The organism is Microbulbifer mixtoriginis (SeqCode) (assembly GCF_052466695.1).
Genome location: NZ_CP174285.1, coordinates 2,257,344 through 2,281,239 on the forward strand (window position 1 = coordinate 2,257,344; position 23,896 = coordinate 2,281,239).

Here is a 23,896-nt window from a genome sequence, read left to right on the forward strand (position 1 = left end):
CTTAACGTTCATTACTATCCCATTAACTCTTCTGATGAAGAAGGGCAGCCGTTACCATCGGATCGGTGGTCTCAGCTCATTGTTGATTGCCATTATCTTTTCCATCAGTGCCCTGCTGATGCTATTCAACCCTTACATCATCCCGCATCTCAAGGCAGATATTCCCAAGTACCAGATCGATATTGCCTATGTCTACAATACCCACCCAGACCTTTTATTACTGGGATTGATCAGTATATTCAGCTACTCCATATTTTCTGCTTACAGAATATGGCCGAGAATCAAGCACTCTAATGATGGCAGAATCACTTCCAATATTATCGATTGGGTATTGGCTGCTATAGCTGCCTGGGTCGCGGTCTTCTATTTCCAGGTTTTTCTTTACGATATTGGTAAACACCCCAATTATGCCAACATTTACTTGGCTCCATCCGCGTTAATGCTGTTTTTTGTTGGACTCGATGTCTATACGTTTTTTTTCCGACCACAAATAACAGGCCGACCATGGTGGGCCCTGCATATGTGCAAGATGTTGTATGCCTGGTCGGCACTAATCAAAGGCTTTGTGATGCGGGATTTTCACTTATCTTTAGAGCAAACCGTATTTCACGAAGTGGCATCCATCCTGGCCTGGCTCATTATTTCCTTATTTGTATACCTGTTTTATCGAAAGACTCTCAACACGCGATATGCAAGGAAGGGATAGATAAACCTTAGAGTTATTACTGAAAGGGAAATAAAAAAGGGCGAACAAAGTTCACCCTCTTCTGATCGCGCACTGCTTAATTATTAAATACGTGCACCACCATCGATATCCAGAACTCGACCAGTTAGATAATCATTCTCCAGAATAAACGCCACGGTTGAGGCAATTTCCTCTTGCTCACCCAGGCGTCTCAATGGCACTTGCTTAACCAGACTTTCCAGGATTTCCGGGCGCATCTGTGCAACCATATCAGTGCCAATAAAACCTGGAGCAATTGCAGCTACCCGCACACCGTAGCGAGCCAGTTCACGGGCCCAGGTTACGGTCATAGCGGCAACACCCGCCTTGCTGGCAGAGTAGTTGGTCTGCCCCATATTACCTGCTCGGGAAAGGCTGGAGATATTAACCATCACCCCGCCCTTGCCACTCTCCGCCATAATGCCCGCTGCCGCTCGGCCACAAAGAAAGACACCTGTCAGATTTACATCAATAACAGACTGCCACTGGGCCAGAGACATACGATCGGTAACTTTGCCCTCTTTGCATTTCAACAACATGCCATCGCGCATAATTCCGGCATTATTGATCAGCACCTGCAGGCCACCAAAATCTTCGGCAATTTGCAGGAAGCCCTTATCTACCTCTTCTTCACTGGCAACATTGATAATATAGCTACGAACCTCGGCGCCATGCTTTTCACAAGCGGCAGCGCTCTGCTTGAGGCCTTCCTCATTGACATCAATCAATGCCAGCCGGGCTCCGCGTGCAGCCAGGTATTCCCCCATTGCTCGCCCCAAACCCTGGCCTGCGCCAGTAATCGCCACTATGCTGCCGGCAATCTGCATGATGAACTCCTTATTTTTAAATTTTATTGCTGCTGTGCCTTGGCAACCTTCTTAAAAGCAGGTTGCCAGCAAGATACTACCATTCATAACCGACACCCACGGTTAGCTTGGTATCCTCTTTTTCACTCTCGAGTGATGGTGTGTTGTCGTACTGCCACTGATAGCCGATTTCCATCAATACGCCTTCAACCAATGGCGTGCGTACACCCAATTCGGCATTTGCTTGGTAATCATCGCTATGATCAAAAGACTGTAGGGTTTCCTGGTTAAAGTAAATTTCCGGACCCAGGGAAAATTTATAGCGATAATCTAGCTTAATTCGACCCGCCACATATTGGTCGTCCTGGTCTTCACTCAACTCGGTATCAATAAAATCTTCCTGCAGGCTACTGACACCACCTGCCAGTGAAAATGCAGTCTTGTCTGTATCGTAGAATAGGTAACCAAGACCGAGACCCATAGTGGTCCCCAAATCCAAGTTGCGCGCCTCTTCATGCTCCCACTCAGTGTTTGCCTCGGCAAACCACTTTTCTGCGAAGATCCAGCGCAAGTCATAGGCCAGCTGGTATTTTTCCAGGGCACCATCATCTTCACTATCCTGGTTCTGGTAGAGAGCTCCTATCAGATGATGAAAATCCCCATGACGCACATCCAAATTGAGTTTGGTATCCAGGTCTTTTCGCTCACGGTTACCAGATTCAAAGACACCCCCAGCACTCACGTTGCCTTTGAAAGTCAGTGGGTTACTGACAAAGTGCGGATACGGCTCTGCCCGCTCGACTCCAGGGAAATCAATTAACCAACCATCTCCCTCAGCGCAGTAGACTTCCCACCGCTCCTGCCGGTGCCCCGCCAGGGTACATGGCTCATCGCGCCCGGCAATCTTCAAGTCGGTATCAACGTCCATTGAGACGACTTTGGACTTATCGACTTTGACCTGGCCAAAAGTTTCTGACTTCCAAATTACCTGTTCGCTATCAACCAGCACCAACTCTCCCTGAATACGGTCACCATTCTCAAGGGTGAGCACACCAGCATGGAGTGGCAAAGACGCCAGACAGAGAAGAGTTTGCGTGAAAAACCTAGACAAGCGTGTCGATAGAACCACAGGAGGACCTTAAAGTTTCTGGGTGAACCAACAGTGAAAACCGTTCTAAAAAAACAAAACAAGCTGCAATAATGCCATAACTGTCATTAATCTGGCACGCCGTTACTACCCAACTACCCATGGCAATACATGGGCAAGACTCCTTTAGATGCTCATTTATAGCCTATTCGGCATCAATTGCGGCAAACTGAAGCTAACTTCCGGTAAATGGTTTAGCAGAGAAATTTTGTGAGCAAAGAACAAGCCAGCGATACACTTGCCAGAATATGCCGCGTTCTGGCCTCAATCCCATGTGGCCATGTAGTCACCTATGGGGATCTGGCGGAAATGGCCGGCTTCCCCAGAGCAGCACGACTTGCGGGCCAACAATTGAGGAAGTTACCCAAAGACACAACCCTCCCCTGGCACAGGGTGATTAATGCCCAGGGCCGTATCTCCCTGCCAGAGCCAGGAGCCTCTCGCCAGCGGGAGCGGCTGGAGAGTGAAGGAGTTAGTTTTCTTAGGGGGCGGGTAGATATGGCGAAATATCGCTGGAAACCCTAAATCAGGCATCCTCTGCACAGTCATGGAATGATCTTGCCACTATTAAGCCTCTTCGCCCTCGCCTCGCCAGGGGGCTACGACAAAGAGTAACAGCATCCCCGGCACCGCAAGCGCTGCGCACAACAGGAAGAAGTTGGTCCATCCCATAGACTCTACCAAGTACCCCGTGGAGGCATTGGCAAAAGTTCTGGGCAGGGACGTCAATGCTGTAAAAAGTGCCAGTTGTGTCGCAGTGTGTAATTTACTGGTTGTTCGAGCAATAAAGGCAATAAACACCGCTGTCCCGAGCCCCACCCCTAAGTATTCAAAAGCAATCACCACTGCCAGTAACCAGAGGCTGGGCTTAAAGCCCGGGGTGCCAACCAAGCCCTCATTGGCTTGGGCCAGAATCATAAAGCCGAAGATCGAAACAAGCTGAATAACCCCAAAAATCCACAGGCACTTATTAATACCGATGCGTACGATTAACAGACCGCCTAGAAAGCCGCCAATTACCGCCGGCCAAAGTCCAGCATTTTTAGCGACAATACCAATATCCGTATTGGAGTAGCCCATATCCAGATAGTAGGGCGTCGCCAGGGCTGTTGCCATACTGTCGCCCAGCTTGTAAAGAAACATAAATGCCAATACTAAAATGGCATGCTTAACACCGTTACGAGTGAAGAACTCTACAAATGGCAGGACAATTGCTTCGCGCAAGGACCTAGGCCGCTCCGCTGGATGTTGCGGCTCAGCTACCATCAAAGTCATAAAAACTGCGATCAGCATAAAAGCTGCCGTCACCCAGAAAACCTGTCCCCAGGCCAGATGATCAGAGAGAATCAAGCTGAGAGAGCCCGGCACCAAGCCGGAAATCCGGTATGCGTTGGCATGAAAAGAGTTACCGAGCCCCAACTCCCAGTCCGGTAGAATTTCCCGGCGAAAAGCATCCAGGACAATATCCTGACTTGCACTAAAGAAGGCTACGCCAAAACACAGGGCCGCGATCGTCCAAATATTAAACTGGGGATTGAACATGCCCAATGCGCCAATAAAAAGGATCAGCAGCAGCTGCATCACCAACATCCACCCCCGGCGGCGCCCCAGTATTGGAAACGCGTAGCGCTCCATAAGCGGCGCCCAGATAAACTTCCAGGTATAGGGCAATCCCAACAGGGAGAAGATGCCTATCGTCGCCAGGTCCACCCCTTCAGTTCTCAGCCAGGCAGGTACCAGCTGAATCAGCACAAACAGCGGCATCCCCGAGGAAAAGCCGGTACCGATACAGATCAGCATTCTCCGGTTAAATACCGCTTCCCTGACTGTTTCGTGGGACATAGTTTGTCGCGTTTATTTGTTAACTCTGCAATTGAAAATGTGCGCTCTCCAATTAACACAGCGATAAACCCAAATGCGGGGGGAGTATTAGCGGCGCACAGGAGAGGTAGTGGTTTCCCCTCCACCAACATAGACACAAGCTGACAAAAATGCTCGGTGACTACCGTCACCCAATTCACAAATAGCTGGTAACCAAAAACGCTAAAGGCCACGTTCAGTGGCCAAAAGGAAAATCGATAAGCCTTCGATAGGAAAAACGAAAAGAGAGGGGGCACCCTATGGCCGCGATAAGCCCTTAACCCGGCTGGGGCTGTTCTTCACTCCAGCCGCGTCTCTCCCGCCGCCAAAAATAGATAGAAAGGAATATGGCCGGCAGCCCCATTAGTGCCGCATAAATAAAGAACTGGGCGTAGCCCTGAGCATCCACCACGATACCGGAGAAGCCACTGATAAATTTACCCGGCAGTGTCATGAGTGAGCTGAACAGTGCATATTGGGTGGCTGTATAGGCCTTATTGGCCAGGCTGGAAAGGTAAGCAACGAGCACAGCATTAGCCATACCACCACTGATATTGTCGGCACTAATCACCAGCGCGAGCCATGCCTTGTCCGGTCCTATCAGTGCAAGCTGAGCAAACAAGAGATTGGTACACGCCACCATCACTGCACCGAGTATTAATGGGCGCAGCACACCATAGCGAACAACTAAAACCCCGCCGAGAAAAGAACCGATAATGGTACAGAAAAACCCAAATAGTTTACTGATTTCCGCGATTTCAGTCTTGGTGAAACCCAAATCCAGATAAAACGGATTCGCCATTATCCCCATCGCAATATCGCTGAGACGGAAAATACCGATAAAAACCAATAAAACAAGGGCAAAGCGACCATTGCGCTGAAAGAATTCAACAAAAGGGCACACTACGGCTCGAATAAACCACTGTTTCAGGCGGCCGTGCTCCCCCTTCCCCAACAGGCGTTCTTCCCACTCACTTTGCAGCTTATCTGCCTCTTTGTTCACCTTGCTGTGATCAGGCTCGGAGACAACCAAGCATGTAATCACCCCCACCCCCATGAGGGCTGCCATCACAAGATAAGCACCTGACCAGCTGAAAGCATCCGCAATAAATAACGCCCCGGCTCCGGCAATCAGCATTGCGACTCGGTAACCGAATACGTAGTTAGCCGCCATAGCACCCTGGTAATCTTCATCCATGGCCTCTATTCGGTATGCGTCAATTGCCACATCCTGCGAAGCCGAACAGAAGGCAACCCATAAAGCGAGCAGGGCAACTTCCATCAGTGATTGCTGCGGGTTAACGCTGGCCATACCCACTAGCCCGATAGCAATCCCCACTTGAGATACCAACATCCAACCGCGGCGTTTACCCAACTTATCAGTGAAAAAAGGCAATCGTAGTTGGTCAATAATTGGGGCCCAAAGCACTTTTATCGAAAAGGTAATTCCCACCCAAGCGAAGAAACCAATAGCTGTGCGGCTTACACCAAAATCTCTCAGCCAGGCGGTCAGGGTAGAGAAGACCAATAAGAGCGGAAGGCCGGCAGAAAAGCCAAGAAAAAACATGGTGAGTACACGAGGCTTAAGGTAAGCACCGAGGGCTTGCCCCCATGTCAGTTGCTGCTGCGACATATTCAACCTTTCCCCTTAAACCCCATAATTGGCCTTGGTAAAATAATGCGGGCAACCAGCCCGCACTTGGCCATCAATTTAGAACTGATGCGCTCAGTGGCCCCACAGAACCTCGAGCTCGGCCTCCGCCAATTTATTGGCATTTACATTGAAACCCACTTTAGCGGGGGAGGAGTTCTCATCCAATGGCAGCGAGTCTACTTTCAGGGCATAGACTCGAAAACGGTAGCGATGATCGCCGTGCCCCTTTGGTGGACAGGCGCCACCATAACCGGGGTTGCCGTAATCATTGCGCCCCTGAACGGCCTCTGGTACCAAACCATTTTTCAGGTCGCCCGCGCCCTCTGGCAAACTGGTTACCTCAGCGGGAATATTGAACATCACCCAGTGCCACCAGCCACTGCCAGTTGGCGCATCGGGGTCGTAAACCATTACCGCATAGCTTTTAGTTCCTTCAGGAGCACCGCTCCAGCTCAGTTCGGGGGAGAGGTTTTCTCCACCACATCCACTGTACACATGAGCCAGCGGCATTTTGCCACCGGGTTTTAATGAGCTGGAAGTGAGCGTCAGCTGCCCAGCTTGTGCAGCCATTGCCGCCAGGAAAAGGGCCGATGCCACCAGGCCCGCTCTGAGTTTGCAGTAAATAAAGCGGCCAAATCCTAAATTCATATTCAATCGTCCTGTAGTTATTTTTCGGCTTCGGCCAACAAGCTTGAAGCCCGGTCCAAATCCATATTGCCGCCGGTGAGGACAATCGCAACATTCTTATTGCGAAAGCGCGCGCTGTGCTCTAGCACAGCTGCCAGGCCAACTGCCGCAGAGGGCTCAACCAATTGCTTGGTACGCGTCCACAACAGCTCCATTGCCCGCACGATACCATTTTCTGAAACTGTCACAATATCTCGCACCGTGCGCCGAATTACAGAGTAATTTCTGCGCCCCAGTGTGGTGCGCAGGCCATCTGCGATAGTTTGCGGCTGCTGGGTGGTGACATGCACACCACCACGTAGTGATCTCTGAGCGTCATCTGCGCCAGCGGGTTCCGCACCAATTACCAAGACATCTGGTGCCAGGGCTGCCATGGCCAAACCAATTCCGGCGAGTAGCCCCCCGCCCCCCACGGGTGCCAGGAGTACATCCGGAGTAAAACCCTGATCGCGGCATTGCTGCACCACTTCCAGGGCAACGGTACCCTGCCCGGCGATAATACGACTATCGTCAAAAGGCGGAACCACATGGGCTCCCGTTTCCTCTACTACGGTTTGCAGTGCGGCCTCGCGCTCCGATTGGGTAGGACCACAAATAATTATTTGTGCGCCATAACTCTGTACAGCCTCACGCTTAGCCCTGGGCGCCGTCTCGGGCATCACCACAATGCAGGGTAGGCCCAGCTCAGCAGCAGCCCAGGCCAAAGCAGCACCATGATTTCCCGAGGAGTGAGTCGCTACCACTTCAGCTCCAGCAGGCAGATTGGCAAGAGCATTGGTGGCACCGCGGGCTTTGAAGGCACCTACTTTCTGTAGGTGTTCACACTTGAACCAGAGGTTAGCGCCCCCCACTTGGTCGAGTAATTGGGAGCGAATTAGCGGTGTTCGGTGGACAGAGTCAGCAATGGTTTGCGCGGCACAAAAAACATCCGCACTGGTGGGTAGGTCATTACGATCCGAGGGCATAGCATTTTTATCTAAATAATTTTTGCTGAATGTACCAATTCAGCCCCCCAAAAAACCAGTAAAATCCCCGCTGATGGTCACACTTCTCAGTATTTCTACTTCTGCAGCATTCTCAACAAACTGAATTTGCGTTTGCTGTAAGGGGCGTAACGTAAATTAACATCCAAAATATTTTTGCGCTTCATTACCGCTTTATAGTGGCTAAAAGTTTTAAAGCCATGTTCACCGTGATAACAACCCATACCGCTGGCTCCCACCCCACCAAATGGCAGATCTTGGGCCAGCATAAACATCATGCAGTCATTCACACAGGCGTTACCGGAGCTGCAGCTGGAAAGAATCCGCTCGGCCAAGCTATCGCTTTTAGTAAAAATATACAGGGCCAGCGGTTTTTCCCGCTGATTGACAAATCCCTCCACTTTTCCGAAGTCATCCAGTTCGACTACCGGCAGGATTGGCCCGAAGATCTCATCCTGCATCACTGAAGCTTCGAGATCGACGCAGCGCATCAGTGTCGGCGCTATATAGCGGTTGTCGGCATCTACCTCACCGCCATAAATAACATCTCCACCACTGAGAAGATCCGCCAGGCGCAGGGTATGCCGGCTATTGACGATACGTCCGTAGTCCGAGCTCTTTTGCGGGTCCTCTCCGAACATTTTTGTCACCGCCTGCTGAATAGCAGGCACCAGGAGATCGGCGGTGTGACGGGTGCACAGCACATAATCCGGTGCGATACAGGTCTGCCCTGCATTGGTAAACTTTCCCCAAGCAATGCGGCGGGCGGCGAGTTCAATATCGGCATCGTCAGCCACAATACAGGGGCTCTTGCCCCCCAGCTCCAATGTAACCGGCGTCAGGTGCTCAACTGCAGCCGCCATAACAATCCTGCCGACTCTAGCACCACCGGTGTACATAATATGATCCCAGCGCTGCTCCAGTAACTTAGAGGTCTCGACCGCAGCGCCTTCAACACAGGCAAAAGCGTCGTGGTCGAGGTAACGCGGCAGCAGTTCAGCAATCAATTGGGAGGTACTGGGAGCCAGCTCCGAGGGTTTCACTACTGCGCAGTTACCCGCAGCAATCGCGGGAACCAATGGCGACAACAACAACTGCAAAGGGTAATTCCAGGCACCAATAATCAGAACCACCCCAAGCGGTTCCGGCTGGATGTAACTGTTTGCGGGCTGGGTCAAAAGTGGTGAGGATACTTTGCGAGGGCGAACCCAGCGCTTCAAGTGTTTCAGAGTATGTTCGATATCAGCGTAGAGGAAAGCAATCTCGGTCAGATAAGCTTCTTGTGGCGCCTTATGTAAATCTTCACCCAGGACCTGAATAAAGCGGGTTTCATTTTCACTGAGCATCTTGCGCAGTTGATTCAACTGCCGGCGTCTCCAGCTCAGTTCCACAGTGGCACCACTACGGAAATAAGCCCTGAGGCCAGCAACCAAAGCTGCGGTATTGCCACCACTTGCCACACTGAGATCTGACAGCATTTGTGCTTCCAGTAATGAAACCTTCAACCCCTGCATCCTCCACTAAGTATATGTCGCCCGCAGCCAGGCAAAGAACCTGGATTTTGTAGCGGGCGCAATCTTCTTGGATACTGGTGTTAAGTCAAGTAACTGTTAGCAAATTAATCCCACTTTATAATTTTTTGTGGAACTTTGATCCCAATGGGTGCGAGTGTTCACACTTAGAAAAACAAGACAGTAAGTGCCAGTGCGGTAATCCACAGCAGTAGGGACCTGGATAGTAACGCCTGCAAACCTTCGATCTCCGCACCACTCTGGCGCTGGATATGGGAGAGATCTGCAGAGGCGCTGCACTCACTGGCATCAATCCCTCCCAGGGCCCCCTCCAAATAGGATTCGAGAACCTGATCAGTATCCCGTTCCCGGCACATCAGGCACTGCCTCCAGGCCCTGTAACAGCCGGCAAAGTTACCGACAATGGCGAAACTTAGCCCCATCAACCTTACTGGCACCCACTCCAGCAACCACAGCCAGCGTGCGGCCAGAGCCTCCCGTTCGGTTCCCCGAGCACGCTCCGCGTAAAGAGCGCTCAGGCGAAACAGCAGCGCTCCCGGAATACCCAGCAGGATAAACCAAAACAAAACGGCAAAAAGTCGCTCGAAGGCGGAATAGGCCGCTCCGCGAAATACCTGCTCATGCAAACGTCCGCCCTCGGCGGCACTCTCGTGAATTTCCCGCAACAGGGGGCGTGCCGCTTCGGCGGCCCCATTAAAATCACCCCGATACCAGTTGCGCAGATAAGCACTCAAAGTCTCATTAAAATTTCCACGCCCCAGGCAATAGAGCAGTAGAGGGACCCCTAGCAAAAGCCCCCCCAAAGCCCCAGCGGAAGATTGGGCAAAAGCCATTGCCAGCGCCGCCACCAGAACCGGCGGCAGGATGCTAAATCCGATTAGCAAGCCTTCTTTTCCCTGTAGCGGGGAAAGCCCCTCGATGTGGGTACTCCAGCGATCGAACCAGTGATCGCGATGTAGAGGCGCGCCCGATCCCCAAATTTGTACCAAGCCTAAGGTCAATAAAATAATCAGCAAGGTCATAACGTTGCCGTGATAGTGCGTAAAGAAATTCAGTTACCGGCACAAAAGTGCCGAGATTCGATTGCAAGACTCTAATTAATAAATATGTGCCAATAATACCGTTCACAATTACTCGGCGACTTTTTTTACGTCCCCCAAATAGCGCTGCCAGTCAAAGCCTGGGCCCGGATCTAATTTGCGCCCAGGAGCTATATCAGAATGCCCGGTAATTTTATCGACCCCTATCCCCGGATAAGCCTGCATTATCGCTCGGGTAACTTCTGCCAGCGCCAGATACTGAGCATCGGTATAAATATCCGTATCCAGGCCCTCCAGCTCAATACCAATGGAAAAATCATTGCAGTTGCTGCGCCCCCTAAACTCCGACTTGCCCGCGTGCCAGGCTCGTCGGTCCAAAGGCACATATTGAGTGACGATGCCGTCGCGATCGATAAGCAAGTGGGCAGAAACCTGTAAAGCGGCAATTTCCGTGAAGTAAGGGTGGGCATCAATGTCCAACTGCCCAAGGAAAAACGTATCAATATAGGGGCCACCGTACTGACCTGGGGGCAGGCTTATGCTGTGAATCACCAGTAGGTCTACAGGGCAGTTATCCGGCCGGCTGTTGCAGTGTGGGCTGGGAACACGACGCGCCCCTGATAACCAGCCGGAATCCACTTGATATTTCAATCTGCGATCTCCGCTCCAAAAAAACTACCAACCCGAGTAGCCCGGGATTTCAGCAGTAACCATTTTATGGAAGCGTTGATCGATATGCCAATCCGTTTGGAACTGTCTGACGACAGAAGTGGAAACCCGGTCTAGACTGCCGGGTATATGAAATTGCCTTTTTATTCCCTAACGCTGTTCACTGCGTTTTTTACGTACATTACCGATTACTGACTGCAGGGCGCGCTCGAACAACATGCCGTCATCTAGGGGTAACAACTGTGCTGAGCGCAGGGCATGGGCCAGTTCCAGGCGGGCAAATTCCGCTACTTTGGCACCATTGCGATTTACAAAAATAAACTGGTCGATATCCCGGATCACCGCCGCCAAACGACAGCGGAACTGTTCCTCTTCGGATCGCTTCAGCTCGAACCAGCTACCCTGAGCCAGGCGGAAGGTCATCTGCCAGTGGGGATCGTCTTCATCGAGTTGTGCCAGTCCCTGCTGCTCTTCGGTAACCGGGGCGACTTCAGCTTGGGCCACCGCCTGCTCTATCTCCTCCATAGGCGGCAGAGCAACTTCCTCCTTGGCTTCGGCACTATCAACCGCTACCCGATCCTCAGCCAAGGCCACTTCGGCTTCTGGCGATTCTGCAACTGCTTCAATCTTGGCTGTTTCAGCCGGTGTTTCCGCCACCACTTCTACGGCAGTAGCCGCTTGGACTTCCCTGGCTACCTGCTCTTTGACTAAGCGCTCGCGCTCCTCTGTTAAGCGTTGTGCCAAGGCGAAGCGCTCGCGATAAATTTCCTTAAGGCCAGCAAACAGACTACGGGCCTCAAAGGCATTGTAGGAAAGCGCCTCAATACCTTCCCTCAGGCGCTCCTGCAAAGTTGGCAGAAGGCTCAAAAGCTGCTTACGTGCTTCCGGCATCGGCGCCTGCACACTCCAGACCAGGTCCCGAGCGGTGCGTACATCGCGACTCCAGGCCTCACTGTCAGTACCCTCTTTAACGCAGGTGAGGAATAAAACGTTATTCCAAACCTTGTTGAGCCAGTCCTGCACAACCGGCGGCAGATCGCGCTCCGCCACCAACGCATCCATAACAGCGGCAACGCGCGCTCGTGCGGCCTGGGTTTTTGCACGGCCATCGGCCTCATCCACCACCCGGCGTTCTAGCATCTCGGCGCGTTTGCGCTCACGGGCTATAAATTCACGCAGGGACTCCAACAAGGATGAAAAGATATGAATATCCTGATCAAACTCATTCAGGGCGCGCTCAACAATCTGGGAGATTTCCCGGTAAAGAGGGTCGGACTCATAGTTTTCCGGAGCCTGCCAACCCGTGGCTGCATCGGCGAGTTCGTTGAGCAGCTTACGTGCGGGGTGCCCCCCTTTACTAAAGAATGATTTATCGGCGATAGCCACCTTTAGCAAAGGCAGCTGTAAACGACCCAACAAGGATTTAATGGGCGTTGCCAGGCTGCGATCTTCCAGGATAAAGGAGAACAGCATCTCCACCAGCTTGATAACATCACTGTCCACTTTCGCCAGCGATGCCGCTTGGTTTGCCTCTACCAAACGCTGCTGTAATAGCTCACCCACATTGAGCAATTGGGCCGTACCACCGCCCTGGTAATGAGCTCCGCTCTGTAAGGCGCCCAGGTGGCTGAGCAGATCTCCCGCCGGCATGGGGGTCATACCAGCTGTAGCAGGTACTAGGCCCGGAGCAACGTGACCGCTAACTGGAACGCCTGAAGCAACCGGCCCCTGCCCCTCAGCTGTAGCATGGCCAGTACCCACAGTGGTCTGGGCACCACCTGACACCGGCGTAGAATGTGCAGGCCGTTGGCGTGCCGCACGCTGTTGCTCCCTCAGAGAGGGCAATACTCCCTGCTCCACCAACAACTGGTTACAAAAATCATAAAATCCCCGCAGCTGTTGCATAACAAGCTGCTCAAACTTTTTCAGCAGGGTGAGGCGGGCGCGAATATGTAGATCGAGGGGCTGGATTGCCTCCACAAAGGCGTCGCAAATAACATCGGGCCCCAAGGGGTTGTTCTTGTCGTAAATCTTAACCGAATAAAGGGTATCCAGGCGCAGACACAATTCCGTTAAAGGTTCTGCAAAATCGCGTTTTGCAGAAGCCACCATGGTATCTGCAGCCACCAACTGCTCTAGATCATCGTTGTGGACCAGTGACAGGTTATCTGGAGCAAAGCTGGGTGCGTCCTGAGCCTCCTGGCGAATCTGAAAAGCCTGTTGGACATTGCCAATGAAGTTTTCTGCAATATTGCGGCGCTCAACCCGCAACAGGCGCAAGGCTTGGAACAATCCATCTTGCTCTTCCTGACCATGGGCACGCTCGGCCATGGCAAAAAGTGAGTCATCCACTTTGCCAAACAGTGACTTGACCCGCTCGAATAACTCGGCGCAAGCCTTCTCCTTCAACATTGCAACGGCCGATGGAAGCACCATGGCTTTACCTGCAAGCGCCGTAGATCGCTCTGCGCTTTTCTCTGAAAGGGAAACTACCTTGCTGGATTCACTCATTTCCAAGAGGTCCTTCAAATACCATCCGGCTATTACGTATTTGCTGGCTTAAATCTTGTTGGCCGCACAAGTCGCGGTAAATAACCAAGCCTTACTTTTTACCTACACCACTTCTATCAATCCGTGGAAACAGGTTGGGATGCACACCGCCACCACTAATTAAAATTAATCGACATTTTGCTTGAAAAAACCAATAACCTCTTGATTTTGCTCAGATTTCAAGCTTTTTAATGCAGGTAAATTGAATAGTGAAGACAGGGATAACGTGCGCCTACGCCGATACCCATCCGCCTTGGATTTTACCCATGATAACTGCCCTATTGACACAGTTTCGCGACACATTTGAGACACTTGTCACAGCGAAATGTTGGGGCAGCTGCTATCAGGAAAAATACATGCAAAGGAGTGGCATGGCCCCCCAGGCAATCCAAATCCCATGGGTTTTGGTAAACTGCCCGCGCGTTTATTTCGAGGTTTGCCAATGCACCCTAAAGACTCCACCATCCCAAACATCATGACCGACCTGCAAAGGGCTGTGCGAACGGCACTGGAGGAGGATATTGGCGATGGCGATATCACCGCCCAGCTGATCCCCGCTGATCGCAGTGCCCGCGCCCGCGTGATCACCCGCGAGGACTGCACCCTGAGCGGGCGCGCCTGGGTTGAGGAGATCTTTCGACAACTAGATCCCGACCTGCAATTAACCTGGCATTTTACCGATGGCGATAGAGTTTCCGCCAATAGCGTGATTTTTGAACTCGAGGGCAATGCCCGCACAATCCTCACCGGCGAGCGCACCGCACTTAACTTTCTGCAGACCCTGTCCGGCACAGCAACCACTGCCGCAGAGTTCGCCGCACGCGCCACCGGTACCGAGGTGAAAATCCTCGACACCCGCAAAACCATTCCCGGCCTGCGCAGCGCGCAAAAATATGCTGTACTGTGCGGCGGCTGCCACAATCACCGCATCGGCCTCTACGACGCTTTTCTTATCAAGGAAAATCATATCGCCGCTGCCGGTGGTATCGACAAGGCCGTAGCCCAGGCGAGAACGATTAAACCGGGGGCACTGGTAGAGGTTGAGGTGGAAACTCTCGAAGAACTCCAGCAAGCGCTAGATAGCGGTGCGGATGTGATTATGCTCGATGAATTCAACGATGCGGACACCCGCAGTGCTCTGGATATGGCCAAAGGGCGCGCGAGAATTGAAATTTCTGGCAGTGTAGATCGGGAGCGAATCGCACAGCTGGCGGAACTGGAGGTCGACTACATATCCTCTGGCAGTTTGACCAAGCACCTGCGTGCTGTCGACCTATCGCTGCGTATCGAATTTTAGATTTGAAGGGGCACAGTGCTGCTACTGCCGTGCCCCACAAGCCCGACAACAACAATCAGTGATGATGGTGGTGGCTTTCTTCCTGTGGCTTCTCCTCAACAGATTCCACGGCATTCATAGCACCGTGATTGCTGTGATCTCCGTGCCCCCCATGGCCGAGAGCACCCCACAATGTCCAAAAGCCAAACAGCATAATCGCAGCGGCAAACCCCAGACGCACCCCTGGCTTCTGCACGAAATTACGCACCTGTACGGCGGCGGCGCCAGTGGCCAACATGGCCGGCAAGGTACCTAAGCCGAAAGCAAGCATTGCCAACGCCGAACGCTCCGCGCTGCCCTGGGCCAAAGCAAAAGTCAGGGCGCTGTAGACTAAACCGCAGGGCAACCAACCCCACAGAGAACCCAGTGCAATAGCCTGTCCCGCGGAACGCACCGGCAACAACTTAGCGGAAAGCGGCTGAACATAGCGCCAGAGATAGCTACCGCCCTTCTCAAGCCACACCAGGCCGCGCCAGATGCCCGCTACATAGAGCGCCATCACAATTAACATTATTCCTGCAGCAAACCGCAACGGTGTCAGTGCCGGAATAACGGCAGCCCCCAGGGCACCGGCCAGGCCACCCATCAATGTGTAACTGGCAACGCGCCCCAACTGGTAGGAACCCAGTTGCACCCAGGCGGTCTGCCTACCTGGCACCGCCATGCCCAGCGCGCCAGAAATCCCTCCACACATACCAATACAGTGACTACTGCCGAGAAAACCGATAGCGAGCGCAGCCGCCAAAAAACCCCAATCCCCCACGAACTACTACTCCTTTTCCTCAGTCTTTGTGGATGATGCCTGCAGATCATCTTCAAACAAGATTCGTCGTCCCTCCGTCTCCAGATCGTCATATTGGCCGTTATTTACGGCCCAGAAGAAGACTTTTATGGCGAGAGCAACAAATACCACCGCAATAGGAATCAGGAAATAGAGACTGTCCACGCTTCACTCCTCTGTATTAATCCGCCAATCTGGGGCGAATATTGGGCTCTACACGGGTGGTGTCCTCTGTAGAAGGTGCGGCTCGAGACAAGCGCAGTGCATTGATGACCACTACCAGAGAGCTCAGAGACATACCAATAGCGGCAGCCCATGGAGGCACCAGGCCGCACACCGCCAGGGGCAGTGCTATGACGTTATACCCCAGGGCCCAGGCCAAATTTTGACGTACCACCCGGCGACACTTACGCGCCAGGGCGACAGACTGCGCCAACACCCGCAGGTCACCGTTGAGCAGAATTGCATCCGCGCGGGATTGGGCCAGGTCAGCGGCAGACATCATCGCCACCGACGCGTCAGCACCTGACAATACCGGCACATCATTGAGGCCATCACCCACCATCAGGACTTTCTCCCCCGCGTCCTGCCGCTGCTTCATATGGGAGAGCTTGTCTTCGGGCGATGCACCAGCGCGGAAACCTTCAATGCCCGCCTGGGCAGCCAACCGTTTTACTTCAGCGGATTGGTCGCCGCTCAACAATTCAACTGACAGGCCCATTTGGCCCAGCTGCTCAACCGCCTGTGCGGCGGAGTCCCGCAATTTATCGCCAAGCGCGATCCAGGCGATGGCGCCAACATCATCGGCCAGCAACAGCCACTGCCCCTCTCCCTGTGGAGCCGCAATAGATTGCGTGGCGGCAAAATCGGCACGGCCCAGGCGGTAGCGGTTGCCCTCGATCTGCCCCTCCAGGCCGCGGCCTGTATGTACCTTGAGCTGGCTTGCAGTCAGGTTGCCGCGCCAGGCACGAAATGCCCGTGCCAGTGGATGGTGAGTTTGGGACTCGAGTGCTGCAGCCACATCTTTGACTTTCTGTTCGGTCCAGCCATCACGCAGTAAATCAATATGCAGGATGCGTGGTTCGCCACGGGTCAAGGTACCGGTTTTATCGAACACCACACGACTGATGCGGGGCAAGGTCTCTAAAAGACTGCCGCCAGCAACCAACAAGCCCAGCTCTTGCAGGCGCAGAGTTGCTGAGGCCAATGCTGCAGGTGTCGCCAAAGACAAAGCACAGGGACAGGTCACCACCAACACGGATAAGGCCACCCAAAATGCCCTACTCGGGTCCAGTTGCCACCAGACCGCGAAAGCACTCAGGGCTGCAACCAGTACGACTCCGACAAAAATGCCGGCAACCCGATCCGCCAGGGCTACCTGAGCTGGTTTCTCCAGCTGGGCGCGCTCCACAAGACGCTCAATCGCCGACAAGCGCGTGGATTTTCCGGCGGCGGTGACACGCACGGTAAGACTGGAATCGCCGTTGACGCTGCCTGCATACACAGGACTGCCCACGGTCTTTTGCTGTAGCGCGGATTCACCACTGAGTAGCGATTCATCTACGCCACTCTCACCTTCGAGTACCTCACCATCAGCGGGAATCGTATCGCCGGGGCGCAGTAAAATCCGGTCGCCAGCCGCCAGGGCTGCTACGGGGACGTGGGCAACCTCAGTGCCGCCATATCTTGCCGCGGTCATGGGCAACAGCTGCGCGAGCCCACCGCTGGCTAGCCCCGCTCGGTGGCGCGCGCGCATCTCCACAGTGCGCCCCAACAGCAAAAAGAAGGTAAACATGGAGATGGATTCAAAATATACCTCGCCGGTACCGAATACGGTGGCATAGAAACTGGCCCCATAGGCCAGACCAATAGCGAGGGAAACCGGCACATCCATACTCAAGTGGCGCGTGCGCAGACTGCGCAGGGCCGCGCTAAAGAAAGGCCGCGCGGCATAGAACACTACAGGAGTGGCTACCAGCAGGGAGACCCAGCGGAAATAACGTTCGAACTCGCCCACATCACCGCTGCCGGCACCAAAATAGAGGGCAATGGCGAACATCATCACCTGCATGGTGCCGAGACCGGCGACTCCGAGGCGGCGCAGGGCGGCGCGATGTTCACTCTGAATTACACTTTCGCGGTTGGCGGCAGTCGCCGGCGCAGGGCGATAGCCGATCTGCTCCAGGGCCTCAAACAGGGCGCTGGGTTGAATCTGCTCTGGATCGAAAACAATTTGCGCACGCTGGGTACTGGCGTTGACCGAAACTTTCTCGATACCGGCCAATTGCCCCAGATGTTTTTCTATCAACCAGACACAGGCGGCACAAGTAATACCACCGATCAGCAGCGCCGCCATTTGGCGCCCGCCGTCCCAGTCGTGCACAAACTGCTGCTGCACTTCGGGAAGATCATAAGCACTCCAGCGATCCTGTGGCTGGTTCTGCTCCGGGCGATCACTTTGTTTTTCCCGATAACGGTAAAAACCGTCCAATCCCCCGGAGACAATTGCACTCGCCACGGCCTCACATCCCGGGCAGCACATGCTGCGCGGGACACCTTCGATCACAACTGAGTGATTACTGCCAGCGGGAACCGGTAGCCCACAGTGATAACAGGGTGACTTCATTGACTGCCGGGATTCATGGGCGCCGCGTTGCCCAGGTCGAAGTTAATCTCGCCTTTCAAACGCCACTCTGCTTGCTGGTGTGCACTTGGGTCAAGTTCAGGCATCAGACGCAGGTACCAACGGCTTTTTAAGGCGCCCGGTACTTCACCGGAATAGCGCCCCACAGAGAGCTGTGACAACTCAATATGCTGGTCCAGATCCTCTTCCATCGGGTGGCTCAGAGTGAGCAGCAGTTTTTCCGGGTAGTCGGTATTGCCATTCAATTCGACAGTAACGCCACCTTCAGTGCGCTGGAACTGCACCAAGGCCGCCAGCCCCAGAGCTTTGGCACGTTGGTCTTGCTCCGCGGAAAAATGGTACATGCGGCTGTCTTTGTAGTAGGTATCGCTGACCTGATCATCAGCAAAGCGCACGGCAATGGAGACCGTAATAGAGGAGACTACAACCACCGTAATCAACGGTGCCAAGACCATCCAGGCCCAGAATTCCCGATACCAGGGTTTCGACGTTGGTTCATTCATCGCGTTACCAAAATTACCGTTTTGTGCAGAAAAGCAGAGCCCGCCTGAGCGGGCCCGTACTTTGCAACGGGAACGGCTTCCCGTCTACTGCTTGGGACCAATAAATACCGCTCGATGCTTATTGACCAGCTCCGGGTCATCGACAGCCTGCACCACGATATCAATATCGTGCTTGGTGTCCTTCAGCTGGGTCTCGGGCACACTCACCCGAATCGGTACCGGGTAGATCTCCCCGGCCTTCAGGTAAATATTGCGCGGTTTGCGCACCGAATAGTCATAATTCGGATTGCCCTCAACACGGATCGTGAACTCATGAGCTGCCTGCTCCATATTGCTGATCTTCACGGTATACACATTCTGCACCAACCCTTGTGAAACCCGATACATACGGGCACCGCGGTCACGGGTGACTTCCGCCTCGATAGGACTGCGAGTTGCCACCTGATGCGAAAACAATCCTATCATGGCCAGCAAAACGACTGCGTAGCCAAACAGTCGCGGACGTAAAAAGTTCGTCTTGCCAGTCTGTAGCTCGTCTTCAGAGGTGAAGCGAATTAAGCCCTGCTCATAGCCCATCTTATCCATGACGCTGTTACAAGCATCGACACAGAGACCGCAGTTGATACACTCAAACTGCAAGCCATCGCGAATGTCGATATCCACCGGGCAAACCTGCACACACCAATAGCAATCGATACAGTCACCCATACCTTCGGCTTTGTAGTCCACGTTCTTTTTGCGCGGCCCGCGAGTCTCACCACGCTTGGCATCGTAGTAAACCGCAAGGGTATCCTCGTCGTACATCACCGACTGGAAGCGTGCGTAGGGGCACATGTATTTACATACCTGTTCCCGCAAGAAGCCCGCGTTCATGTAAGTGGCAAAGGTAAAGAAAGCTACCCAGAAGACACCTTGCGGATGAGCTTGGAAGGTGGCGAGGTCTACAACCAACTCACGAATGCCATAGAAGTAGCCAACGAAAGCCAGGGCTGTAGCCAGGGAAATCAACAGCCATAAAGCGTGCGTGCCGCCCTTGCGCAGAACCTTTTCCACGTTCCATGGGGCCTTATCCAGCTTCATGCGCTTGTTGCGATCACCCTCGCAGATACGCTCCGCCCACATAAACATCATGGTCCATACGGTCTGAGGGCAGGTGAAGCCACACCAGACCCGCCCCATCCAGGTGGTTACAGCAAATAGGGCAAAGGCGGCAATAATCAGCAGCCAAGCCAGTAGGAAGCCGTCTTGGGGGCCAAAGGTTGTCCAGAAAATATGGAATTGTCGGGTGGGAAGATCAAAAAAGACTGACTGGCGCCCGTCGATATTGATCCAGGGAAGAAAGAAGAAGGCCAGCAATAACGGCAGGCCGGTATATTTGCGGATACGGGTGAAAACACCCTTGATATGTCGGATGTAAATTTTATCGTCCGACTCATACAGCATGCGATAGCGAACCTCGCCATCACCTTCCTGTTCCTCACGGGTTGGAATTAAATCACTCACACAAACCTCACTCTCGCACGGACACATCTTGTACGCGGGCCAGGTAGCCACTTATTTTGAGGCTTTTTTCTCCGTCCCTGCAGCGCCCGGAGTCCCTTGAAAAAACAAGGCCCAGCAAATGCCGGGCCTCAATAGTAAATTACTGCTGTTCTTCGTCCTGCTGGGACAGGCTGTAGACATAGGCCGCTACCAGGCGGATTTTGTCTTCACGCAGTTTATCTCTCTGCGCGGGCATCATATTGGATCGCCCACTGCGAATGGTGTGCTGGATCTGCTCCCGGCTGCTGCCGTAGAGCCACAGATCGTCGGTCAGGTTGGGAGCACCCAGGGCTTGATTACCCTTGGCATCCATTCCGTGACAGGCCATACATACAGTGTTAAACACCTTCTGGCCTTCAGCAGCCATCGCCTTGTCGTGGTTCAGGCCATTGAGGGAGAGCACATACTCGGTGGCATTGCGCACACCCTCTTCACCAATAATCGGACCCTGTGGAGGCATCATACCCTGACGCCCATTGTATAGGGTCTCAAGGATTTTCTCCGGGGTACCGCCGTACAACCAGGCGTTATCGGTCAGGTTGGGGAAGCCAAAGTTACCGCCGGCATCGGCACCGTGACAAACCGCACAGTTGTTAGCGAAGATTCGAGAACCCATTTTTAGGGCTTCCGGGCTCTGCGCAATCTGCTCAATAGGCATATCGAGGTATTTGCCAAACTGCTCGTCGAACTTTTCCTGGGCCTTAGCCTGGGAAGCTTCCAGCGCGCCGACAGATGACCAATCACCAAGGCCTTTGAAGTTACCCAGGCCTGGGTAGATCACCAGGTATCCTGCAGAGAACACCAGTGTGGCGATAAACAGCATGAACCACCACTTGGGCAGAGGATTGTCGTACTCCTCAATACCGTCGTAGACGTGGCCGGTTGTTTTGTTTTCCGGTTCAGCCTGGTCATCCACCGCAACCTTTCGGTTGGCGAACAACACCCAGGTAATCAACGCCAGATTGGCGAGGGTGAGTACAATTACCCACACACTCCAGAATGTACTCATTACTTATCCTGCCCCTGTTTTCGTTCAGTCCCGGGCTTTTGCCCGGATTTGGATTCGTCCTTCTGAGCAGCCGACGAATCATCCTTATCGGCTTGCTGCTCATCATCGGCAAATGGCAAATTGGCATCTTCTTCGAAGCGCTTCTTGCGCTTCGGAGAGAAAGCCCACCAGCAAATAGCCAGAAAGGCCAGTGATCCCAGAACCAGTCCGATTTCCCGCAAAGTTTCGATAGTCACGAGTTTCCTTCCTCGCTATTAGCGTTTTTGGGTAACCAGGGTACCCAGCTGTTGCAAGTAAGCGACCAGCGCATCAATTTCTTTCACCTTGCCACCTTTGAAAGGCTCGGCGGCATTGGCGATATCCTCATCGGTGTAGGGCACACCGACCAGGCGCAGCGCTTCCATCTTACGCGCGGTGTAATTACCAGTAACCACATTGTCGAACAACCAGGGGTAGGCCGGCATAATGGATTCAGGCACTACGCTGCGCGGGTTGTACAGGTGAGCACGCTGCCATTCATCGGAATAGCGGCCGCCCACACGGGCCAGGTCAGGACCAGTACGCTTGGAGCCCCACAGGAAAGGGTGCTCGTACACGGATTCCTGTGCCATGGAATAGTGGCCGTAACGCTCCACCTCGGCGCGCAGTGGGCGCACCATCTGGGTGTGGCACACGTGACAGCCTTCGCGAATATAGATATCCCGGCCTTCCAACTGCAGTGCGGTCAGCGGCTTCTGACCTGGCAGCGGAGTGTAGTTCGCCTTGGTAAAGAACTGCGGGACAATCTCCACCAGAGCACCAAAGCTGATGGCGATAATGGTGAAAAAGATCATCCAGCCGATATTTTTTTCTACGATGTCATGATTCTTCACGATCTAAACTCCTATGCCGCAGGCACTGCACGAACGGTGTTATCGGCTTCGGCATCGTTTACTTTCTCAGTAATCGTGCGGTAGACGTTGTAAGCCATCAGCAGCATACCGACCAGGAACATGGCACCGCCCAACCAGCGCACCACATAGCCCGGATGGCTCGCAACAACACTTTCCACGAAGCTGTAAGTCAGGGTGCCGTCGGCGTTGAAGGCGCGCCACATCAGACCTTGGGTAATACCGTTTACCCACATCGCAGCGATGTACAGAACCGTACCCACAGTGGCCAGCCAGAAGTGCGCGTTGATCAGCTTGGTGCTGTACATTTCGCGACGCTTCCACAGAACCGGAACCAGGTGGTACAGAGCACCGATAGAGATCATCGCAACCCAGCCCAATGCGCCGGAGTGTACGTGGCCCACAGTCCAGTCGGTGTTGTGAGACAGAGCGTTCACCGTCTTGATGGACATCATCGGGCCTTCGAAGGTGGACATACCGTAGAAGGACAGGGATACCACCAGGAAGCGCAAGGTAGGATCGGTGCGCAGCTTATGCCAAGCGCCAGACAGGGTCATGATGCCGTTGATCATACCGCCCCAGGAAGGCGCCAACAGGATCAGGGACATTACCATCGCCAGGCTCTGCGCCCAGTCGGGCAGCGCTGAGTAGTGCAGGTGGTGACCACCAGCCCATACGTACAGGGAAATCAGTGCCCAGAAGTGCACGATAGAAAGCTGGTAGGAGTAAACCGGACGACCAGCTTGCTTAGGTACGAAGTAGTACATGATGCCGAGGAAGGCCGCAGTCAGGAAGAAGCCTACCGCGTTGTGGCCGTACCACCACTGGATCATCGCATCCTTGGTACCGGAGTAGATGGAGTAAGACTTGAACGGAGCAACCGGAATTTCCAAATTATTAATAATATGGAGTACGGCAATGGTGATGATATAAGCACCGAAGAACCAGTTGGCAACGTAGATGTGGGAAGTCTTGCGCTTCATGATGGTGCCGAAGAACACCAGCGCATAAGCCACCCAAACTACGGCGATCAGGATATCGATCGGCCATTCCAGTTCAGCGTATTCCTTGGTGGAGGTGAAGCCCATCGGCAGGGTAATAGCCGCTGCCACGATAACGACCTGCCATCCCCAGAAGGTGAAGGGAATCAGCCAGCCGCCCCAAAGGCGAACCTGACAGGTGCGCTGCACCACATAGTAGGAGGTGGCAAACAGAACACTACCACCGAATGCGAAGATAACCGCATTAGTGTGCAGTGGCCGCAATCGCCCGAAGTGCGAGAAGGGCTGCCAGAAATCGTTCAGCTCGGGCCAGGCCAGCTGAGCCGCGATCAATACGCCCATGCCCATACCAAAGATGCCCCAGACCACGGACATGATGGTGAACTGGCGCACGATATTGTAGTCATAGTCCGGCACAGGGCCGGTCTTTGCCACCGTTGTCGTCATGTTTTTACTTCCGTTGCTTTTAAAATTCGGTTCCACTGAGCGGGCCTGGCCCACCACTGGGTCTGCAGCAGTCATGTATGAACCCGCTTAT

Annotated in this window: 22 protein-coding genes; 3 read left to right on the forward strand and 19 right to left on the reverse strand. The window is 53.5% G+C overall.

Translation table 11 applies throughout. The annotated features are described in order from the left end of the window. Positions 1-34: 34 nt before the first annotated feature. A complete protein-coding gene (locus ACJJI0_RS10050; protein ID WP_444885764.1) occupies positions 35-706 on the forward strand; it encodes a hypothetical protein in 672 nt (223 codons plus the stop codon). Positions 707-789: 83 nt separating this feature from the next. Here the strand turns inward: ACJJI0_RS10050 and ACJJI0_RS10055 are convergent, their stop codons facing one another. Both ACJJI0_RS10055 and ACJJI0_RS10060 read right to left on the reverse strand, forming a co-directional pair. Next, positions 790-1,551: an SDR family oxidoreductase gene (locus tag ACJJI0_RS10055; RefSeq protein ID WP_444885765.1), complete on the reverse strand. Its 762-nt coding sequence runs from the start codon at positions 1,549-1,551 to the stop codon at positions 790-792. Positions 1,552-1,627: 76 nt separating this feature from the next. Further along, positions 1,628-2,599: a DUF481 domain-containing protein gene (locus ACJJI0_RS10060; protein WP_444885766.1), complete on the reverse strand. Its 972-nt coding sequence runs from the start codon at positions 2,597-2,599 to the stop codon at positions 1,628-1,630. Positions 2,600-2,887: 288 nt separating this feature from the next. Between ACJJI0_RS10060 and ACJJI0_RS10065 the strand changes: the two genes are divergently transcribed. Next, on the forward strand, positions 2,888-3,202 hold the full coding sequence (locus ACJJI0_RS10065) for an MGMT family protein (RefSeq protein ID WP_444885767.1): 315 nt from the start codon (positions 2,888-2,890) through the stop codon (positions 3,200-3,202). A gap of 42 nt (positions 3,203-3,244) precedes the next feature. Here the strand turns inward: ACJJI0_RS10065 and ACJJI0_RS10070 are convergent, their stop codons facing one another. The 8 genes from ACJJI0_RS10070 to ACJJI0_RS10105 all read right to left on the reverse strand — a co-directional run bounded on the left by ACJJI0_RS10070 (position 3,245) and on the right by ACJJI0_RS10105 (position 13,613). After that, positions 3,245-4,519, reverse strand: coding sequence for an AmpG family muropeptide MFS transporter (locus tag ACJJI0_RS10070; protein WP_444885768.1), 1,275 nt, complete (start codon positions 4,517-4,519; stop codon positions 3,245-3,247). 295 nt (positions 4,520-4,814) lie between these two features. Beyond that, positions 4,815-6,170: an AmpG family muropeptide MFS transporter gene (locus ACJJI0_RS10075; protein WP_444885769.1), complete on the reverse strand. Its 1,356-nt coding sequence runs from the start codon at positions 6,168-6,170 to the stop codon at positions 4,815-4,817. A 93-nt stretch (positions 6,171-6,263) separates the two neighbouring features. Then, positions 6,264-6,839 (reverse strand): YbhB/YbcL family Raf kinase inhibitor-like protein, encoded by a 576-nt coding sequence (locus tag ACJJI0_RS10080; protein ID WP_444885770.1) that lies wholly within the window; start codon positions 6,837-6,839, stop codon positions 6,264-6,266. Positions 6,840-6,856: 17 nt separating this feature from the next. Then, positions 6,857-7,843 (reverse strand): threonine ammonia-lyase, encoded by a 987-nt coding sequence (locus ACJJI0_RS10085; RefSeq protein WP_444885771.1) that lies wholly within the window; start codon positions 7,841-7,843, stop codon positions 6,857-6,859. A gap of 95 nt (positions 7,844-7,938) precedes the next feature. Further along, a complete protein-coding gene (locus ACJJI0_RS10090) occupies positions 7,939-9,366 on the reverse strand; it encodes an aldehyde dehydrogenase family protein (RefSeq protein ID WP_444885772.1) in 1,428 nt (475 codons plus the stop codon). Between the two features lie 173 nt (positions 9,367-9,539). Next, on the reverse strand, positions 9,540-10,415 hold the full coding sequence (gene ampE / locus ACJJI0_RS10095; protein WP_444885773.1) for a regulatory signaling modulator protein AmpE: 876 nt from the start codon (positions 10,413-10,415) through the stop codon (positions 9,540-9,542). Between the two features lie 108 nt (positions 10,416-10,523). Further along, positions 10,524-11,084 (reverse strand): 1,6-anhydro-N-acetylmuramyl-L-alanine amidase AmpD, encoded by a 561-nt coding sequence (gene ampD, locus ACJJI0_RS10100; protein WP_444885774.1) that lies wholly within the window; start codon positions 11,082-11,084, stop codon positions 10,524-10,526. Positions 11,085-11,252: 168 nt separating this feature from the next. Beyond that, positions 11,253-13,613: a DUF1631 domain-containing protein gene (locus ACJJI0_RS10105; RefSeq protein ID WP_444885775.1), complete on the reverse strand. Its 2,361-nt coding sequence runs from the start codon at positions 13,611-13,613 to the stop codon at positions 11,253-11,255. Positions 13,614-14,094: 481 nt separating this feature from the next. Between ACJJI0_RS10105 and nadC the strand changes: the two genes are divergently transcribed. Beyond that, positions 14,095-14,949, forward strand: a complete 855-nt coding sequence (gene nadC / locus ACJJI0_RS10110; RefSeq protein ID WP_444885776.1) for a carboxylating nicotinate-nucleotide diphosphorylase — start codon at positions 14,095-14,097, stop codon at positions 14,947-14,949. Positions 14,950-15,004: 55 nt separating this feature from the next. Here the strand turns inward: nadC and ACJJI0_RS10115 are convergent, their stop codons facing one another. The 9 genes from ACJJI0_RS10115 to ccoN all read right to left on the reverse strand — a co-directional run bounded on the left by ACJJI0_RS10115 (position 15,005) and on the right by ccoN (position 23,805). Then, a complete protein-coding gene (locus tag ACJJI0_RS10115; protein ID WP_252084952.1) occupies positions 15,005-15,751 on the reverse strand; it encodes a sulfite exporter TauE/SafE family protein in 747 nt (248 codons plus the stop codon). Positions 15,752-15,757: 6 nt separating this feature from the next. Then, positions 15,758-15,934 (reverse strand): cbb3-type cytochrome oxidase assembly protein CcoS, encoded by a 177-nt coding sequence (gene ccoS / locus ACJJI0_RS10120; protein ID WP_252084951.1) that lies wholly within the window; start codon positions 15,932-15,934, stop codon positions 15,758-15,760. Positions 15,935-15,950: 16 nt separating this feature from the next. Continuing rightward, on the reverse strand, positions 15,951-18,395 hold the full coding sequence (locus ACJJI0_RS10125; RefSeq protein WP_444885777.1) for a heavy metal translocating P-type ATPase: 2,445 nt from the start codon (positions 18,393-18,395) through the stop codon (positions 15,951-15,953). Continuing rightward, a complete protein-coding gene (locus tag ACJJI0_RS10130) occupies positions 18,392-18,916 on the reverse strand; it encodes a FixH family protein (protein ID WP_252084949.1) in 525 nt (174 codons plus the stop codon). The genes ACJJI0_RS10125 and ACJJI0_RS10130 overlap by 4 nt, the downstream gene beginning before the upstream one ends. A gap of 84 nt (positions 18,917-19,000) precedes the next feature. Beyond that, positions 19,001-20,419: a cytochrome c oxidase accessory protein CcoG gene (gene ccoG, locus ACJJI0_RS10135; RefSeq protein ID WP_444885778.1), complete on the reverse strand. Its 1,419-nt coding sequence runs from the start codon at positions 20,417-20,419 to the stop codon at positions 19,001-19,003. Between the two features lie 139 nt (positions 20,420-20,558). Continuing rightward, on the reverse strand, positions 20,559-21,467 hold the full coding sequence (gene ccoP, locus ACJJI0_RS10140) for a cytochrome-c oxidase, cbb3-type subunit III (RefSeq protein ID WP_444885779.1): 909 nt from the start codon (positions 21,465-21,467) through the stop codon (positions 20,559-20,561). Continuing rightward, a complete protein-coding gene (locus tag ACJJI0_RS10145; RefSeq protein WP_252084946.1) occupies positions 21,467-21,703 on the reverse strand; it encodes a cbb3-type cytochrome oxidase subunit 3 in 237 nt (78 codons plus the stop codon). The genes ccoP and ACJJI0_RS10145 overlap by 1 nt, the downstream gene beginning before the upstream one ends. Positions 21,704-21,721: 18 nt before the next feature. Next, complete coding sequence (ccoO, locus tag ACJJI0_RS10150; RefSeq protein WP_152452172.1) at positions 21,722-22,339, reverse strand: cytochrome-c oxidase, cbb3-type subunit II; 618 nt, start codon at positions 22,337-22,339, stop codon at positions 21,722-21,724. An 11-nt stretch (positions 22,340-22,350) separates the two neighbouring features. Beyond that, positions 22,351-23,805: a cytochrome-c oxidase, cbb3-type subunit I gene (ccoN, locus tag ACJJI0_RS10155; RefSeq protein WP_444885924.1), complete on the reverse strand. Its 1,455-nt coding sequence runs from the start codon at positions 23,803-23,805 to the stop codon at positions 22,351-22,353. Between the last annotated feature and the right edge of the window lie 91 nt (positions 23,806-23,896).

Coding starts and splice junctions, on each gene's coding strand:
- nadC (WP_444885776.1), top strand. CDS start 14,095: ATGCACCCTAAAGACTCCACCATCCCAAACATCATGACCGACCTGCAA.
- ACJJI0_RS10055 (WP_444885765.1), bottom strand. CDS start 1,551: ATGCAGATTGCCGGCAGCATAGTGGCGATTACTGGCGCAGGCCAGGGT.
- ACJJI0_RS10080 (WP_444885770.1), bottom strand. CDS start 6,839: ATGAATTTAGGATTTGGCCGCTTTATTTACTGCAAACTCAGAGCGGGC.
- ampE (WP_444885773.1), bottom strand. CDS start 10,415: ATGACCTTGCTGATTATTTTATTGACCTTAGGCTTGGTACAAATTTGG.
- ccoP (WP_444885779.1), bottom strand. CDS start 21,467: ATGAGTACATTCTGGAGTGTGTGGGTAATTGTACTCACCCTCGCCAAT.
- ACJJI0_RS10050 (WP_444885764.1), top strand. CDS start 35: ATGAAGAAGGGCAGCCGTTACCATCGGATCGGTGGTCTCAGCTCATTG.
- ACJJI0_RS10105 (WP_444885775.1), bottom strand. CDS start 13,613: ATGAGTGAATCCAGCAAGGTAGTTTCCCTTTCAGAGAAAAGCGCAGAG.
- ccoN (WP_444885924.1), bottom strand. CDS start 23,805: ATGACGACAACGGTGGCAAAGACCGGCCCTGTGCCGGACTATGACTAC.
- ACJJI0_RS10130 (WP_252084949.1), bottom strand. CDS start 18,916: ATGAATGAACCAACGTCGAAACCCTGGTATCGGGAATTCTGGGCCTGG.
- ACJJI0_RS10125 (WP_444885777.1), bottom strand. CDS start 18,395: ATGAAGTCACCCTGTTATCACTGTGGGCTACCGGTTCCCGCTGGCAGT.
- ACJJI0_RS10075 (WP_444885769.1), bottom strand. CDS start 6,170: ATGTCGCAGCAGCAACTGACATGGGGGCAAGCCCTCGGTGCTTACCTT.
- ACJJI0_RS10085 (WP_444885771.1), bottom strand. CDS start 7,843: ATGCCCTCGGATCGTAATGACCTACCCACCAGTGCGGATGTTTTTTGT.
- ACJJI0_RS10070 (WP_444885768.1), bottom strand. CDS start 4,519: ATGTCCCACGAAACAGTCAGGGAAGCGGTATTTAACCGGAGAATGCTG.